Source organism: Vibrio sp. F13 (genome assembly GCF_020806305.2).
Lineage (GTDB): Bacteria > Pseudomonadota > Gammaproteobacteria > Enterobacterales > Vibrionaceae > Vibrio > Vibrio crassostreae_C.
This window is the reverse complement of sequence record NZ_CP170175.1, coordinates 377,817-394,226: the sequence shown is the minus strand read 5'-3', so window position 1 is coordinate 394,226 and position 16,410 is coordinate 377,817. Positions and strand designations below refer to the sequence as shown.

General features: G+C 45.0%; 13 protein-coding genes. 7 read left to right on the top strand and 6 right to left on the bottom strand.

The window, feature by feature from the left end; genetic code table 11:
• The first annotated feature begins 26 nt into the window (after positions 1 to 26).
• From tyrR to LMH68_RS01780, 4 genes are all read left to right on the top strand, one after another.
• The gene (tyrR, locus tag LMH68_RS01795) at positions 27 to 1,571 is read left to right on the top strand and encodes a transcriptional regulator TyrR (protein ID WP_229647229.1); all 1,545 of its coding nucleotides are present in this window, start codon (positions 27 to 29) and stop codon (positions 1,569 to 1,571) included.
• An 18-nt stretch (positions 1,572 to 1,589) separates the two neighbouring features.
• Positions 1,590 to 2,177, top strand: a complete 588-nt coding sequence (gene rimJ, locus LMH68_RS01790; protein ID WP_017065430.1) for a ribosomal protein S5-alanine N-acetyltransferase — start codon at positions 1,590 to 1,592, stop codon at positions 2,175 to 2,177.
• A 164-nt stretch (positions 2,178 to 2,341) separates the two neighbouring features.
• The gene (locus tag LMH68_RS01785) at positions 2,342 to 2,815 is read left to right on the top strand and encodes a DUF2947 domain-containing protein (protein WP_017060433.1); all 474 of its coding nucleotides are present in this window, start codon (positions 2,342 to 2,344) and stop codon (positions 2,813 to 2,815) included.
• Positions 2,816 to 3,083: 268 nt separating this feature from the next.
• On the top strand, positions 3,084 to 3,299 hold the full coding sequence (locus LMH68_RS01780) for a hypothetical protein (RefSeq protein WP_017065431.1): 216 nt from the start codon (positions 3,084 to 3,086) through the stop codon (positions 3,297 to 3,299).
• A 171-nt stretch (positions 3,300 to 3,470) separates the two neighbouring features.
• Here the strand turns inward: LMH68_RS01780 and LMH68_RS01775 are convergent, their stop codons facing one another.
• The 3 genes from LMH68_RS01775 to LMH68_RS01765 form a co-directional block, all read right to left on the bottom strand.
• The gene (locus LMH68_RS01775) at positions 3,471 to 6,311 is read right to left on the bottom strand and encodes an Hsp70 family protein (protein WP_229647230.1); all 2,841 of its coding nucleotides are present in this window, start codon (positions 6,309 to 6,311) and stop codon (positions 3,471 to 3,473) included.
• A gap of 153 nt (positions 6,312 to 6,464) precedes the next feature.
• Complete coding sequence (locus LMH68_RS01770; protein WP_229647231.1) at positions 6,465 to 8,429, bottom strand: Hsp70 family protein; 1,965 nt, start codon at positions 8,427 to 8,429, stop codon at positions 6,465 to 6,467.
• Positions 8,429 to 9,061, bottom strand: a complete 633-nt coding sequence (locus tag LMH68_RS01765) for a DUF2760 domain-containing protein (protein WP_017060436.1) — start codon at positions 9,059 to 9,061, stop codon at positions 8,429 to 8,431. The genes LMH68_RS01770 and LMH68_RS01765 overlap by 1 nt, the downstream gene beginning before the upstream one ends.
• Positions 9,062 to 9,411: 350 nt before the next feature.
• Between LMH68_RS01765 and LMH68_RS01760 the strand changes: the two genes are divergently transcribed.
• Together LMH68_RS01760 and LMH68_RS01755 are read left to right on the top strand one after the other, a co-directional pair.
• Positions 9,412 to 10,950, top strand: a complete 1,539-nt coding sequence (locus LMH68_RS01760) for a sensor domain-containing diguanylate cyclase (protein ID WP_102428586.1) — start codon at positions 9,412 to 9,414, stop codon at positions 10,948 to 10,950.
• A gap of 87 nt (positions 10,951 to 11,037) precedes the next feature.
• A complete protein-coding gene (locus tag LMH68_RS01755) occupies positions 11,038 to 11,568 on the top strand; it encodes a 3'-5' exonuclease (RefSeq protein WP_017060438.1) in 531 nt (176 codons plus the stop codon).
• 122 nt (positions 11,569 to 11,690) lie between these two features.
• Here LMH68_RS01755 and LMH68_RS01750 read toward each other — a convergent pair whose 3' ends face one another.
• From LMH68_RS01750 to LMH68_RS01740, 3 genes are all read right to left on the bottom strand, one after another.
• A complete protein-coding gene (locus LMH68_RS01750) occupies positions 11,691 to 12,140 on the bottom strand; it encodes a TerB family tellurite resistance protein (protein WP_017060439.1) in 450 nt (149 codons plus the stop codon).
• Between the two features lie 153 nt (positions 12,141 to 12,293).
• A complete protein-coding gene (locus tag LMH68_RS01745) occupies positions 12,294 to 14,321 on the bottom strand; it encodes a hypothetical protein (protein WP_017065437.1) in 2,028 nt (675 codons plus the stop codon).
• A 101-nt stretch (positions 14,322 to 14,422) separates the two neighbouring features.
• On the bottom strand, positions 14,423 to 14,875 hold the full coding sequence (locus tag LMH68_RS01740; protein ID WP_102428589.1) for a hypothetical protein: 453 nt from the start codon (positions 14,873 to 14,875) through the stop codon (positions 14,423 to 14,425).
• 81 nt (positions 14,876 to 14,956) lie between these two features.
• Here LMH68_RS01740 and LMH68_RS01735 point away from each other — a divergent pair, with 81 nt between their 5' ends.
• A complete protein-coding gene (locus LMH68_RS01735; RefSeq protein WP_017070881.1) occupies positions 14,957 to 16,285 on the top strand; it encodes a MipA/OmpV family protein in 1,329 nt (442 codons plus the stop codon).
• Positions 16,286 to 16,410: the final 125 nt, after the last annotated feature.

The window sequence follows — 16,410 nt, the reverse complement described above, 5'->3', positions numbered from 1 at the left end:
TCCTGACACCTATAATAGGACTATTTGTGCGTCTCGAAGTATTGTGTGAAGACAGACTCGGCTTAACGCGTGAGTTGCTCGATATCTTGGCCTCAAAAAGCATTGATTTAAGAGGAATCGAAATTGATGTTAAAGGTATTATTTATCTAAACTGCCCTGATATTGATTTTGATGCTTTTAGTGAACTTATGGCTGAAATTCGCCGAATTTCAGGTGTGAAGGATGTACGTAAAATCCAATTTATGCCAAGCGAAAGGCATAACACAGAGCTGATTGCTCTGCTGGCAAACCTACCTGATCCTGTTATTGCGATTGACCTTAAAGGCTCAGTCGATATGGCTAACCACGCTGCATTGAACCTTTTTAATAAGCAAGAAGACGCAGTCATCGGTGAACCGCTAGCGACGTTTGTTCCTAGCTTTAACTTTGCTCGCTGGATCGAAGGCGATGTAACGCGTCATCGTGAAGTTGTCGTGTTAGATGGTTTAGATTTCTCTATTGAGATCCTGCCGATTTACCTTGGTGGTGATGTCAACGAAGCGGTACTGGCAAGCGCAGTAATGACGATTCGCTCTTGTAATCAAGAGATGAACTCGCCAGATTCAATCCCAGAACAGAACAACCTAGGTTTCGAACACTTTGTTGGTGTCTCTAATCGCCATAAAGCCTTGATCAGCCAAGCTAAGAAATTGGCTATGCTGGATCAGCCTCTATTAATTGAAGGCGATACAGGGACAGGCAAAGAGATGTTGGCAAAAGCGTGTCATAACCGTTCAAATCGATCGTCTTTCCCATTCTTGATTCTAAGCTGTGCATCGATGCCTGATGACGTAGCGGAAACGGAATTGTTTGGTCATGCGCCGGGTTCATTCAACCATGAGCAAGGTCATAAAGGTATTTTCGAACAAGCGAATGGCGGTACCGTATTTTTAGATGAAATTGGCGAGATGAGCCCGCATCTTCAAATCAAGCTGCTGCGTTTCCTACAAGATGGTTCATTCCGTCGTGTTGGTGAAGAAGAAGAGATGCACGCGGATGTTCGTATTATTGCATCAACGCGCCACCGTCTTTCTGAATTAGCCGACTCGGGTTCGTTCCGTGAAGATTTGTTCTACCGCTTGAATGTACTGACTCTGTCTATTCCAGCATTGCGTGAACGCTCAAACGACGTAGCGCCACTGTTGGAACTGTTCGTTGCAAAGTACGCGCAGCAGTTAGGTATGTTAAAACCAAAACTGACTCAAGAGTTAGTCGACCAGCTTGGTAATTACCAATGGCCGGGCAACATTCGTCAGTTAGACAACATGGTTCTACGCGCACTAACAGAGTTGGATTCAGACACGCTAACGGTTGAGCAATTCCACTTGCCACAGCTTGAAACATTGACGGCAGGAATGGCGAACCTGAGCTTAGACGGCTCGCTCGATGAGATCATGAAAGACTATGAATCTCAGATTCTAGAGAAGCTTTATCAGTCTTTCCCATCAAGCCGTAAGCTAGCAAAACGTTTGAATGTTTCTCATACCTCAATTGCGAATAAGCTTCGTGATTACGGTATCAGAAAGAACTGATCGAATAAGAACAAGATTATGGAAGATTTGAGTACACCAGAGCGCATTTATAAGCATGATGGTAATCTGATTCTACGCACGGCTGAAATCGATGATGCTGGCATGATCAGCGAGTACTTTCAGGTTAACAGAGAGTATCTGAAACCTTGGGAACCGATTCGCGAAGACGCGTTCTTTGATAGAGCGAGTTGGGCGCAGCGACTGATCAAGTTAAACGAGCTTCATAAAATGGGGCTAGGCTATTACTGTTTACTGATTAACGCTGACTCTAATGAAATGTTAGGCACCATATCGTTCAGTAATTTGTCTCGTTTCCCGTTCTACGCTTGTAATGTCGGTTACTCATTGGCGCAAAGTGCACAGGGCCACGGTTACATGCGCAGAGGTTTGAACATGGCCAAAGACTACATGTTTGATGTGCAGAACATGCACCGCTTAATGGCGGGCTACATGCCTCACAACGAACGCAGTGCTGGCGTATTAGAACATCTTGGTTTTGTCCGAGAAGGTTTTGCTAAAGACTACCTACAGATTAACGGTAAATGGGAAGACCATATACTGACAGCATTAGTTAACCCAAATTGGGAAGATAGACGCGTTATTTAGCGGCAATATTGCTAAGACGTAGTACTAGTTAAAGGCAAATAGCTTTTAAACGTAAACAAAATTTAGACGCAGCGTATATCAAGCTTTGCTAATCGCCGCTGCATCAAAAAGAACAGATAGGCATGGTAAATCCATCAGCCTGAGCAGATATTTGAGGAATTTTGATGTCATACACAACTTTGGACGAATACCAAAGAAAATGGATTTTCACACACCAGTCAATGCCGCTTCCGGCAGAGGACTTGGAAAAGATTAAGCCAATGACACAGGCGAGAGCATCTCAGTTCTGGAAAGAGAACGTGAGCCCTCAAAGCCCAGACGCAGAACGACTGAGCTCGCAAGACTGGCCAAGCAAAGCATCGAACTGGAATGAAGAGATCAGTTGGATGGCGCATTGGGAAGCGGATGAGCCTGAAATGCCAGAAGAGATTCTTAACTTTATTGATTGGCAAGATGACGTAACTGTTTATTTTTGTTACGAAAAGTACAATGTTCTTGAAACCAAATGGGCGATTTTCAAGAAGCATTGGAAGAACTTCTTGTTCTACGATGATGGCCCGATTCTAATCGGTCGTCGTCGTTCAGAAGCCCTTTGGTTTGCTACCAATGGCAAGGTGAAAATTGGTAACCGTGCTTAACCTCGGTGTGATTTAATCGAGCTAGTGCTGGTAATCCGAGCAACAGATAGATAAACAAAAAGCGAGCATTGAGCTCGCTTTTTTTGTGCCTAATGATCTTCGAAGATCATGGAGAAGTGCCCACTATTTGAGTGCTGACAAAGGTGACCATTTTCACTCGTTCAAAGTGGGTAAATTACGAAATTGAGATCGCTATCTCATTGGGTTAGTTGAAGTTTTATGGGGTTGAGCTATCTTTATATTACTGCCTTAGTGGAGGTGAAGTATTATGATTTGGGATACTCTCGAACGTGTAAATAAACTTCGCAAGGAAGCAATGGAGGATCCAGAGTTTTTGGATTCAGCAAAAATGCATGAGGAATGGCTTTTAAGCGAAACTCATAATCAATCGAACAAAGGAGCAAAAGAGAATAAACCGAAAAAACTATCTGACATTTATGAAAATACGGATTTTCCTATCAACCCAACTGGAACCAAACATTAACAATGATGAACTGCAACACGGCTAAGGCTCTTAACCAAAAAGCTATAAGTCGATTACACATACCAGCCTTAAGCCACCAATAAAAAAGCCACTTTCAACGAATCGAAAGTGGCTTTTTCTTTTCTTGCTAGCTTCTTTACCATTAGTAACGAAAGCTAATCGTTTTTAAACCTAATTATTAATCAGGCTTAATCCGCTTGGTAATGCGTCACCAAACACACGCTTAGATTCGCTCTCAGAAAGCTCAGTCACTTCACTCACTAGTGTTAACCATGAATCAGGTACCTTGCTTTGCTTAAGCTTCTCAATCACTTGATTGCGATAGTCATCAGAGATATCAAACTGACGGTCACCAGTTTTTCGACAAATCATCACCGCTGCAAAGGCTATCATCTGCTCTTTCTGCCAGTTCTGCTCAAGCAGTTTCGGTAACCATTGTTCAGCTTGTTCTCTAGGAATCACGCTGTGTTGGCTACCATACAAAGGTGTTCTTGAAGCCAATCGACCCAGAGCCCACCAGTGCGCTTGTTCAAATTGGTTATGGTTGATCGCTTTGCTTAAGAACCAACTTGCCAGCAGCACTTTGTCTTCAACCTCAAGTTGCTCAAGTGACGCCGCTAAACGGACCATGGCTTCATAACCATTATCTTGCGCATCTTTGGCTGTCTTAGGGTTCTTCATTGCACCTGGGTGAAGGTATTTAGCGATGTCCGCCAAGATACTCTCTTGCTGCTCTTGGTTTAGCCCACCAGCGACACGACGCCAGAATACCCACCAGTCTGTCCAGCCTTGGTGGTTCTTGAACTGAATGTTCTGTTGGTAAAGGCCCCAAATCTGTTCGATACGCCATGAGTCAGTCGGATCGCCAAAGCCAGGACGTAGCGAGTATCCCGCCAAACGTAGCCAGTTCTTCTCGTGTGCTTCTGAGCGGCGACGACGTTTACGACCTAATGAGAAGGTATCAAATAGATGACGAAGGGTCGTGAAGTCCCATTCATCGCGTTTACCTAGTCGCTTCTCAAGATCTTTCGATAGTGTTTTGATCTCTTTCGATTCAGCACTCTTCTTGTTGCCGCTGTACAGACGAGAAATCAACTCCTTACACTCTTCTAATCTTGGGTGAAGCGCGGAGGTATCAGATTCATCGCCTTGCTTGTTTCTTACTTCAAACTCGAGCAACCAACGCTTAGAGTCATCTTCTATACTCACACACTCCATTTTCAATGTGCCGACTTCGGTTAATTGACACGCGAGCAGTACTTCAACACGCTCTTTTTGGTTGGCTTGAAGTTCTGCAGTACCTGAGCCTTCCAGCGTAGAAATATACGGTGGGAGAGGGGAGAACAAGTCGGCATCCACATTGACCATCACACCGTTTTGAATGGCGGTGTCATGAGCAATTTGATCGTGTGTTGAAGTCAGAAGATTAAATCGTACTGGCTCACCTAAAGTCAGCGAGAAACGACGGCTGTTCAAGCGTATCTCTTGGCCTTCTTCGGTTCCTTTGGCAAGCAGACAAAGCGCTTTACCCATCTTGTTTTTCTCTTGCAGATGCAAGAAGTAAGAACGGGCAGCACCGCCACCGATTTTCAGCTGTGCACCGCGGCGTGCTTTACCAAAGGCAACCGCGCCAAGGGCAACAGACCAATCTGGATGAGGGTTATCAAGCACTGTGATAGGAGAACCGTTCCAGTTGCCCAGTAGCTGAGTAATTCGCTCTGTTACCAGTTCACTGTTAAACACACCACCATTGAGCAGCACGCCAACTGGAATTGCAGGTTTGGTGTCATCGAACTCAATAGAGTCTGAGTTTTCCAATGCGGCTTTAGACACTTGTTGGTGCGTTGCTAGGAATTCTGCAACGTGCTTACTCACCGCAGGGTCAGCCACGTAAGGCAGACCAAACTCAACCACAGCACTGCGGCGTTTGTCGGGTGTTTCAGTAAACTCAGAAAGCGGGAAGAAACCTTCCAATGCGATTTGATGGACTTCTTGTTTAGTTAAACCAATACTCTTAGTACCGCCAAGCAGTTTTGAACCGCTGCCCAGCATGGTGATCTTTACATCATCGGGCGCATTGGCAGAAAGCAGGCTCTCTTTTGCGGCGCGAGTCTGTTGAATCAGTTTGGTTAGGCTAGAGGCATTGAGCTTTTTGTTTTGATTGAAGCGTTGCTCAGCGAGGTGAGCAAGCGCTAAATCGAGGTTGTCACCACCGAGCATCAAGTGTTCACCAACACCAATACGGTCGAGTGCGAGCTCGTTATTACCGTCGCTGTTCGCATCGAATTTGGCTTCAATTAAGCTTAAATCGGTGGTACCACCTCCAACATCACACACTAGAATCAGTGGGATTTGTTGAAGTTCATCTGCTGCGGTTTGTTGGTGACGGGCATACCAGTCATAACAAACGGCTTGCGGCTCTTCGAGTAATAGAATCTTACCTAAGCCCGCCAGTTCTGCGGCTTCGAGTGTTAGCTTACGTGCTGTCTCATCGAAGGAAGCAGGAACGGTAACCACAACATCTTGGTCTTCCAGCTTGTTGCTCGGGTTACGGTAGTTCCATGCTTGGCGAATGTGGTTGAGGTAGCTTGCACTCGCCACAACTGGCGAGACTTTATCGACATCAGCTGCGCCAGCCCAAGGCAGAATGTCGGAGTTACGATCCACCGCTTGGTGTGACAGCCAACTCTTAGCACTCGATACTTGGCGGCCTTCAACCTTAGCGCCTAATTCACGTGCCCATTCACCGACGATAACGTTCTTAATATCGCCTTCAACGGGGCTTGGTTCCCACGGCATTGTCAGGTCAGAAGGGGATATTTGACCTTGTGCTGGGTGGTAACGAAAGGATGGGAGTAAGGGCTTGCGAACCACTTCACCGAGGCCGATGAGTTGGTCAATATCGAAAAGAGAAACGGGAGCATGTTGTAGGTCGTCGTTGATTTCACAGTAAGCGACAACCGTATTGGTTGTACCTAAGTCAATGCCGACTAAAAAACGAGGAGTTGCCATACAAAACCTTATTCTTCCAGAGTGATGACCAGTTTTTTGATAGCTTTGGTCTTATTGTTGTTATTCGTAAACGTCATTCCTGAGAAACAGGCAGGACTAGATTGAGAAATGCATTGATAAAGTAACGGCACCCGCTAAGGTGCCGTTGATTCATTATGCTTGTTCGTTTGAGTCGTTATTCGAGTCTTCACGAACATCGAACTCAACGTGCCACTTCTGACCGTTGTCAGTAGCAATCGCTTCTAGGTGTAAGGTGCCTAGCTCAGTAACGCGAGAAGCCAAAGTCACTGGAACCACTTCACCTTCGCGACGGCCTTCAGAAACCGGCAATGTCACTTGGATTTCAGGAAGCTCATCAAGCTCTTCAGGCGCCCAGTGATCAAGGTGCGTACCCGCTTCATCTTCACGACGAATGGTTGAACCGAAGAACTGGAAGTGTACTGGCTGACCAATCACTAGACCGAATTCTTGGCTAGGTACTTGTACGCTTGAACCTTCTTCCATACCAAATGGTGCAACACACAAAGCTTCCATCGGAGGAGCCATACCTGGGATAGCTGGCATCGCGCTTTCAATTCCTACGTAGTAAGAAGATGCGATACCACCACGGATACGAACGCCTTGGCCACGACGAACTGCGCCGTAGTAAGAAGCGCCACTTGCAACCGCTAGGTCTAAGTCTAAACCTGAAAGTTGTTTAGCAAATTCAGCATCTGCATTAATTAGCCATTCATTGATCGTGTCTGAAAGACGATCAGCAAGTAGGTTAGATTTTAGAACACCACCATTGAACAGTACCGCTGTTGGTTTGATGAAGTCTGCCGCTGGCGCTTCTGACCCTTGCGCTTCTGTACCGGGCATACCGGGCATGTTTGCAAACGGGTTGAAATCTTGCTGAGCGGTTTCACTATTTCCAGAAAGCGCGTTCGCTTGCTTAGAAAGGAATGCAGCAATGTGACGAGTAATACCTGCGTCTTGAGCGTAAGGCAGACCCATTTGAGTCAGTGCGCCACGCGTCTTTTGTACTGGGTGCTCAGTCACCGCTACTTTCGGGAAGAAGCCATCAACCAATGTTTGTTGTACTTCTTGCTGAGTTAGATCTGTTTTCAGTGTTGCGCCCAGTAGTTTAGAACCACGGCTTGGAACAACGATTGGCACAGATTGAAGCTCAGCATCGTTAAGCAGTGCTTCTTTCGCATCACGACACGCGTGAGTCATTGCTTGAACCTGCCAAGGAGCCAGTTCTTTACCTTCTTGAGCCAGTTTCATCTTCAGACGGTAAGCCAGAGCTAAGTCCATGTTGTCGCCGCCCAGTAGGATGTGTTCACCTACTGCGATACGGTTCAGGCTTAGGTTGCCGTCATCTTGTGTTACTTCAACTAACGAAAGGTCGGTTGTACCACCACCGATATCGACAACAAGAACGATGTCACCAACGTTTACTTCATCACGCCATGTGTCGTTGCTGTTATCAATCCAGCTGTACAGAGCCGCTTGTGGCTCTTCAAGAAGCGTTAGGTGAGCGAAACCAACATTACGTGCAGCTTCTGCTGTTAGGTCACGAGCCGCAGGATCAAACGAAGCTGGAACCGTGATCGTTACATCTTGGTCTGCCAGTTTGTGTTCTGGGTTTGCGTGGTTCCATGCGTCTTTAAGATGCTCAAGGTACAATTCAGTTGTCTTAAGCGGAGATACTTTTTCAACTTCTTCAGGGCTGCCTGCAGGAAGGAAAGCATCGCGACGGTTAACACCACCGTGGCATAACCAAGATTTTGCACTTGCTACCAAACGGATAGGGGTTTTAGAACCAAGGTTACGAGCAATTGCACCCACTAGCGCTTTTGGCTCTGAAGACCAAGGAAGAACGCGAGAGCCCGCATTCATTTCATGTTCGTGCGGTTGGTATAGGAACGAGCCAAGTTGGCTGCGAGTTTCTACTGTACCTGGCGCCGTCAGTTGAGGGATTTGCATCACCTCAACGCGAGCGTCTTCATTGCTTGTGTCTATGTAAGACAAAACGCAATGTGTAGTACCTAAATCGATACCAACACTGAACTTGGGTACCTGGTTTTGCTCTTGAGAAGATGGCTCTTGAGCTGAATGACTTTGGTGTTCCATTATAGCTCCACCTCTGCCGGTGCAATTACAGATGCATCGTAGTTTTCAGCAAGCTTAGGCAGGTTCATGTCAGTTGCTTTCCAACCTTTGTGAACTAGTGTGCCGTTGAATGGTGCATTGCCCGTTACGTTGCCAGTTAGGCGAATTTCTTGAGGGTTGAAACCTTCAGCGATAGTGATACGTGTTTCTTCATCTTCAGTGCGGATGTGAGATAGCGTTACGTAATCAGCCAATACTTTTTGACCGCCAGTGTGAATAACACGAGCTGCTGCGCCAACTTCTTCATCAGAGAATGACGTTAGGTCTTCTTTTAAGAAGTCGATAAGGCGCGCTTCTTGCTGCATGATAGACAGTAGCTGCATTGCAGAGTCTGTTGGTGCTGTAGCAAGCTTAGATTCAACTTCTACTACTTTTTCGATCACACGTTCAACTTCTACTACTTTCTCTACTTCGACAATTTTCTCAACTGGCTTTTCAACTTCAACGACCTTTTCTACTGGTTTTTCTACGACTTTCTCAACCACTTTGGTTTTACGAGAAACGGCAATTAACAGTAGTAAAACGCTTGATGCAGTTAGGCCTGCGTGAAGCATATCAAACGTTTGTGGGATTAGGTTCAAATCAACGATCATAGTGATTTCTCTTTAAAATTGATTTAACGGTATATTCGTCGGTTTAAAGGAATATACAGGTTGGAAAGAAACTCAGTGGCATAAGGCCGAAATGGTCACTTTCAAGCTATAAATATGGGTGGATACTAGCATATTCAAGGCTTAAGGGCTTTATTTAATGTTTTCAATAAACTGGCTTTTTGGTGAGTTAGCTTAAAAGTTAATCGAGATTTGTTGGTTTATTAGCCGTAAATGTCCATGGGTTGTAAATAGTGTTAGTTTTATCCCATTGTGAGAGTCAAAGATAAATAGAGCCTAGCATTCCGGCAGTGTATACTTTCGACTCAAAATAACATCATATGGGAAGCTGTATGCCCCACACTACCGACCCTATAACAGGGTTGAAGAAACGAACTTTGCCGTTAGTTGTCTTTTTTGCCACATTTTTGATGACGGTGTTGTGTTTTGTTTTGGTTGCGGCGAATCAAAATAGGTCTTTGAATGAGAATCTGGATAGCTTTGCTCAGCATCAAACGCTCAGTTTAAAAGCGTTTATTGATAACGATGTCGCTTATATCGGTTCCGGTGCGAATTTTTTCTATTCTAATGATGTCGATAGTCGGGACCGATTTGATCGTTTTGCTCAGCAAACGATTAACGGCTCGAAAAGCCTGATCGGATTGCAGTGGATGCAAAAAGTAGCGGTAGAAGATATCGCCGAGCACACCGCCAAAATGAAAGCTCAATACCCATCCTATAGAATGTTTACTATCCCTAAACATGGGCCAAAAACTTATGGTTATGTCTTGGATGGCGAGCCCGTATTTATCGCGACAGATATTTATCCGAATGATCCAGTGAACAACGGTGTTTTGGGTTTTTACTCTTCTCGTGAGCGGTTTAATCTGGTCATTGAGAACATTAAAAAAACACGTGAAGCGAATATTTCAGACAAAGTTCGTCTATTGCAAGATGGTTTAGACAGCAACACACCTAAGAGCGGAATGTTGGTCTACCACCCTGTGTTTGATGGTCAAACGGACAATTTGTTAGGGGTTGTGATTGGTGTTGTTCGTACCACATACTATTTTGAGAAACTTCTGGCATCTACTGTCGGCGATATGGACGTTTATGTGCGTGTTACCGATAGCGGTTTTGAAGCTGAAGATGCCCCGATAATGTTCGAAACCAATGGTTATGAAGCGGTAACTGGGCAGCACATTACAAAGACGATTACATTAACTAACCGTGAATGGATTATCGACTTCAAGATAGATGCATGTATTTCATTTAATGGTTACTTAGTGTTGGCGGGAATCGGCATAGTTGGTACCACTATCTCATTACTGCTTGCTTATATTGTGAACCTGCAAATTCGAGAGAAAGAGCGCTTATATCGAATGATTGATGAAAGAACAGAAGAACTTCGCTTTCTTGCCAATCATGACAGTTTAACGGAAATTTATAATCGCCGAGCTTTTAATAAGATGCTTGGTCAATCGATACAAAGCGATAAGCCGTTTAGCTTAATAGTGTTTGATGTTGATAAGTTTAAAGAGATCAATGATAAGTTTGGGCACCCAGCCGGTGATGCGTTACTTATCCATGTGATTAAGGTTATCTCAGTGAGCTTGAAGTCTGGAGATAACCTATTCCGGATGGGAGGGGATGAGTTCGGTATCATTTCGAGCATCACTGAACATGACTCATTGTCTCGCTATTTAGAATGTATTTTAGATACGGTGAGTGAGTCTCATTGCGAGCATTCTGGCCAGCTATTGAGTTGCACTCTAAGCATCGGGGCTACCATCCGCACTAATGAAGACATTGAAGCGCTCCTTCAAAAAACTGACAGCATGTTATACCTAAGTAAGTCAAATGGCCGAAATCGAGTCACAATTGCAGGCTAAATGAGCACTTGATGCAACTGGGGTCGAGTTCTTTATTAGGCTCATGTACAATTTCACGAAATTTTTGACGAGAGAATTAGGCGACGTATGAATCACAATCGAGTGGTGTGTTTCGATTTGGAAATGTGCTGTTGGAGCGAAGACGGTGTAGGAACAACAGGGGAGATCATTGAAATTGGTCTTGCTGAGATCGATCTTGTATCTGGAACCATCGTGAAGCGCGCGCAATATTACGTTAAGCCCGAAAAAGACGAAGTCTCTCTATTTTGCGCCGAGTTAACGGGCATTACCCCTCGTAAAATCGAAAAGCAGGGTCGCCCATTAGAGTCTGTTATCAAGTCGATGATTAAGAACTTCGGTGGCCCAAAGAAAATCTACGCAGCGTGGGGACGCGACGATCTTATCTTACACAAAGAGTGTATTGAGAAAGGCATTGAACCTCCGTTCAGCGAGTTCTTGAATATCGCCACGCTTTATCGAGTTCAGAATCGCTTGAAAGACAAACGCATTGGTCACCGCGCTGCTCAAGAAGCCAAAAATATTGAGTGGGAAGGTCGTCAGCACTCGGGTTATGTCGATGCTTACAATCTTGCGAAACTCACATTAACTATGTTGTAGCTAAATTTTTAGCTCCTCTCAGCCCTGTTTAGTCAGCTTTCAGTTTACCGATTCAAAAAAGCGACCGGTTTCTTAACCCGTCGCTTTTATTTATTTCAGTTTCCAATTCATTATTTCAGGCACTAATTTTCGCCTAAAACACTTAACTTACTCTTGATGAAGTCACAGTGGTCGACGTAGAGCAGTTCTGCTGTTTTACGGATCACAGAATCTTCGATAGGGTCAATTTCCCCGTCGGCATGCGCTACTTCCCACATCGCTTTGATTAAGTCGATTCGCACTGGCTGAGATAGGTCTCTGAGTTGCGATGTAAAGTCATACAGCGATACTGATTGCTCTACTTTCGGCTCTGCTTGCGCGAGCAGTACCTTTGCTTGTTCTTCATCTAAATCCAGCAAACGCTGCAGAAGCTGTAGCTTAGCGACTCTTTCTGATTCATTGATCTGATGGTCGGCACCCGCGACTTCACACAACAAACTCGCGATGGCGATATTAGGTGATGTGCCTTGGTTTTTGCTTAGGTCCTGGCCTTCAATCAATTGTTTAAACATTGATGTGAGAGAATTGAACATAACGAGCTCCAGTTAAAATTTGTATCGAGTTCCGTAACGCTGATAGCTATCAACTATAACCATAAGCATAACTATTGGGTCTACAGAGTGTGATCGCAAGCGTCTTTACTAAAAACTGACATTACGGATACGCGAGCGATAAGGAGCATTTTATCAATCGGGCTCTGGGAAACGGGTAATTTTACCGTCGCCACTGAGTGTCGTGATCGATTGCGGTTTCCCATCAGTGTCTAGCCTCAATTCTCCAATCGCACTGCGGTTTGAAAGGCGATAGAAGGTCTGATTGTCAGGGCTTCGCTTTTCGATCTTCAAGCGTTTACGCTTAGTGAAGTAGTTCAAAACTGAGCGAGGGCTGTATAACAGGCGGTCCCATACATCGCAGAATTTAAGCAGCGGAGCAGGGAACTGATTTTTAATACCACTGCAGGTGATTTGATAGATGTTCGGGCTGTTGCGACGATACCTAAGCTTGATGTCATAAGCGAAGGAGTAGTGAACATCGCCAGAAAGTACCACGAAGTTGGTCGGTGTTTTGGTATGGGTAAAGATGCTAATCAGCGTATTAGCACTGCCCGGATGTGCCATCCAGTTTTCAGCGTCAATCACTAATGGCTTGCCGATTGTGGTCGCCATCTTTTGCAGTGTTTCAATAAACTTCACGCCAAACATCGGTGCAGCAGAAACGATCACCACTTTATCTTGATTCATTAACTGATGTTGAAACTCAATCAAGGCTTCCCAGTCCATTAAACCTGAAGGCTTGTTCATGCGTGACTCTGAACGCCAACGACGCGTACGAGTATCCAACACAATGACTTTGGGTGAGGTATCTATTGTGTAATGCCACTCTTCAAAGCGACTCAGCATCTCAATAAAGGCTTGATGCTTGTCTGGCTCGATGTTGCCAATAGAGTGAGTAGTCGCTGCATTGCCGGCTTCATTATGAGTTTGTTTACTAATGCGCGGTTGTTTAGTAATGAGCGGTTGAGCGACAAAAAGCTGTTTTGCTTGCTCGATAAACGTTTCATCGAAGCTCTCCGGTTTGTTACCCCAACCTTGACACATCCAGTAAGCCGCAAGGCCGTTACCAATGACTTGGGTCGCGAACTGGTTTTGGTCGACGGCATGCTCCCAACCCACGGTAAGGTTCCAATCATCCGTCACATCGTGATCATCGAAGATCATGTACGTTGGAATATGCGCGAACAGACGTTGCACTTGCGGTAAGCCAGCAATGAAATCATCCATGATGACGCTTTCATCACGCCATTGTTGCTGCTCAGTCGGTGTTAATTGGCGTCCACCTTGAGTGAAGTTATTCTCAATTAAACGCTCTCGATTGACGCATTGCCACAGTGTCGGAGACCAAACCAATAAGTACATCGCGATAAACTCAGACAGCGTGACCAAGTGGTTTTCACAATCGGTAGAGCTAAAAATCGGCACGCCACGGTTCGGGAATAACTTATCGAGCATGGATTCTGAAGCTGTGTGGTGCGGCAAATAGTGATGACGCTGGTATAAGTGGTATTCACTGTTATACAGAGCGTCACTGTTGTTGATTTGTTTAATTTGCGAGTCAGTCGGTAAGCTTTCGCCTACAAGGCCAAGCAGGTGAATCACTTGTTGAATAGCATCAAGTGTTGGGCCTGCCACATGGTCGGCGTAGATCTGATCGCCGCTCATCATCAGCATGTCGGGTCTTTCAGCGACGGTTTGATCGGCCATCTTGTTATCGGCTGCAACTAGGCTGTCTTTGCTTGGATGATGCGGGTTGCGGCAAGAGCCATGAAGAATGTAATCAGCTGAGGTCGATATCTTAAACTCAACGCGAGATTTACCGTTGTAAACAAGGTGAGGGGCGAGCTCTTTTAGTGAACCTGACTCAGTGTGAATATCATATTCAAGCCGCGTATTAGTCGGAAACTCACCTTGTAAGCGAATTAGCGTTATCCACGCATGTGTACCGATTTGAATCGAATCATGTTCTTCAAGCGATGAGGTATAAAACGGCTGGTCTTGTGCTGCTTCAGAATCGTCTATTTCTTGAGTATGAAGCTCGGCTCTGCCTGTAAGAGGCGAGCTGGTGGCTAACCAAAGTACTACTTCAGTCGCGGTGGTTTTTCTTAAAATGGGTCCGGCGAGTAACAGGGGAAGAGATGATGTCGTAGAGGGTTTCAATACGGTACCTAAAATCGTTGGTGGCTAGTCGTCGTGGTGTTCTTTTGTTTCGAGCTTGTTCGTGTCTGGCTTTGTGGTTCCAAGCGTTGATGCTTCAAATTCTACTGAGTCAGATTCTGTTGATTATGCTCTGCAATCTCAGGCTCTGTCGTTTCAGATTCTGTTGATTCAAGAACTTCGATAACTTCTGAGCTAGAAAGTTCATGGCCCATTAGAAATATTGCCAATAGGGCATCGGCTTTGGTCTTGGTATCGGAAGGCTCGTCTAATAACAGTTCGAGCTTTTCTCGAATCATAGCAATCTCGTGCTCAACAAAGCCACGGCCTTCTTCATCCCCTTGATTGTCTTCAGGGGCATTATCGAATTCAAGAAATAGCATGTCACCGTCTAGGTTGGTATCCACCAAACGCTCAGGCAACCACGCCTCACCCATAACAATATCTGGATCGGAATCTTTGGGTAAGTGATCTATAATGTTTTGTAATTCGGAGACTTTCACAATACTTTCATTTAACCGAGAATATTCTACATTGTAACGGTCAATGCCGAGCAAACCTAAAAATAGTTAGCCGTCATGGTTAATAAATGTCTAATCAGTAAAACAATATTTTTTTCAAAGAGTAATTACACAAGAATGAAGCTCAAATATTTACCGACTCTTCCTTCATCTGGATTGGTTTTACTAGGTAGCGCTTTCCTAAGTGGCATTTTCGTAAGTGCTAATGCGTGGGCCGCTGAAGAGCAAGAGTGGGGCATCGCTGCAATGTTCCGTACAGCAAGCATCCCTTATGACACGTCTGGTGGCGACCAATCGGTTAGCTCATTCGTACCGATGCTGTTTTTCAAGAACGATTATGTGTTTATTGACGGTACTGAGATGGGGGCATACCTCTATCAAACTGACGATGAGAAGTGGTCTTTCAATGCTATCTCTCGCATGCGCTTTATTGATATTCCTGCATCTGAGCAGAACGCGATTGAAGGCGATACGGCGGACTTTGGTGCTCAACTGACCTACCAACTTGATGATTCTTGGTCTGTCGAGACGGAGTTAATGAGCGACAGTGAATACAACTTCCACGGTAACTTACGAGCTAAAGCCAAGTATGAAACTGGAGATTGGGAGTTTTACCCGAGCGCGACGCTGCGTTATAAAAGTGCTGATTTCAACAGTGAGTATTACTCCGCATCTAATGAAACCATTGGTGCTGGTGTTGACTTAAATGTTGGTGTTGAAACGCGTTACCATGTGGTTTCTAACTTGTACTTATTGGGTTCAACCAGTGTGACTCGATTGGACGATAACGCTTACGATTCTTCGATTGTTGAAGACCGTTATCAGGGGGAATTGTACCTTGGCTTTGGTTTCTTTAACGACAAAGAGAAAGCGCCAAAACCTAAACTGAGCAATGCGCCGTACTTACGTGTCGCACACGGCTGGGGAACGCCATCCAATATTGGCGACATCATGAAGTTCAATAGAGAAAAAGACGAATACAACAACCAGTTGACCTCGTTCTTCTATGGACACCCATTAACTGATGAGATCTTCGGTTTGCCACTGGATATCTATTTAACCCCAGGTATTGCGCACCACTGGAGTTCAGACGTTCAATCGAGCAGCACCGAATACATCATCGCAATCAAAGCGTATTACACCTTTGATTGGCCAACTCAGTGGCGTGTTGGTGTGGCAGAAGGTATGTCTTACATCGATTCGATTACCTACATCGAAGGCTCTGAGATGGACCGTAAAGGTTACACCGCAAGCCATCTATTGAACTACTTAGACTTCTCATTCGATGTCAACGTTGGCGACTTGATTGGTAAGAATGACTTGAACAACTTATGGTTCGGTTATTCATTGCATCACCGTTCTGCAATCTTTGAAAAATCCTCTCAGTATGGTCGTATCAAAGGCGGCAGTAACTACAACACGGTTTACTTCCAATATGAGTTTTAAGCGCAGTTTTTAACGTTAGCTTTAAACCAGAGTTGACTAAGTACGAATTACATTTGACCGCGCTTTCATAGCTCCTGCGAGTGTTAGCGAGATTAATCAGCCTGATAGCTAAAGGTTTTCCCTTT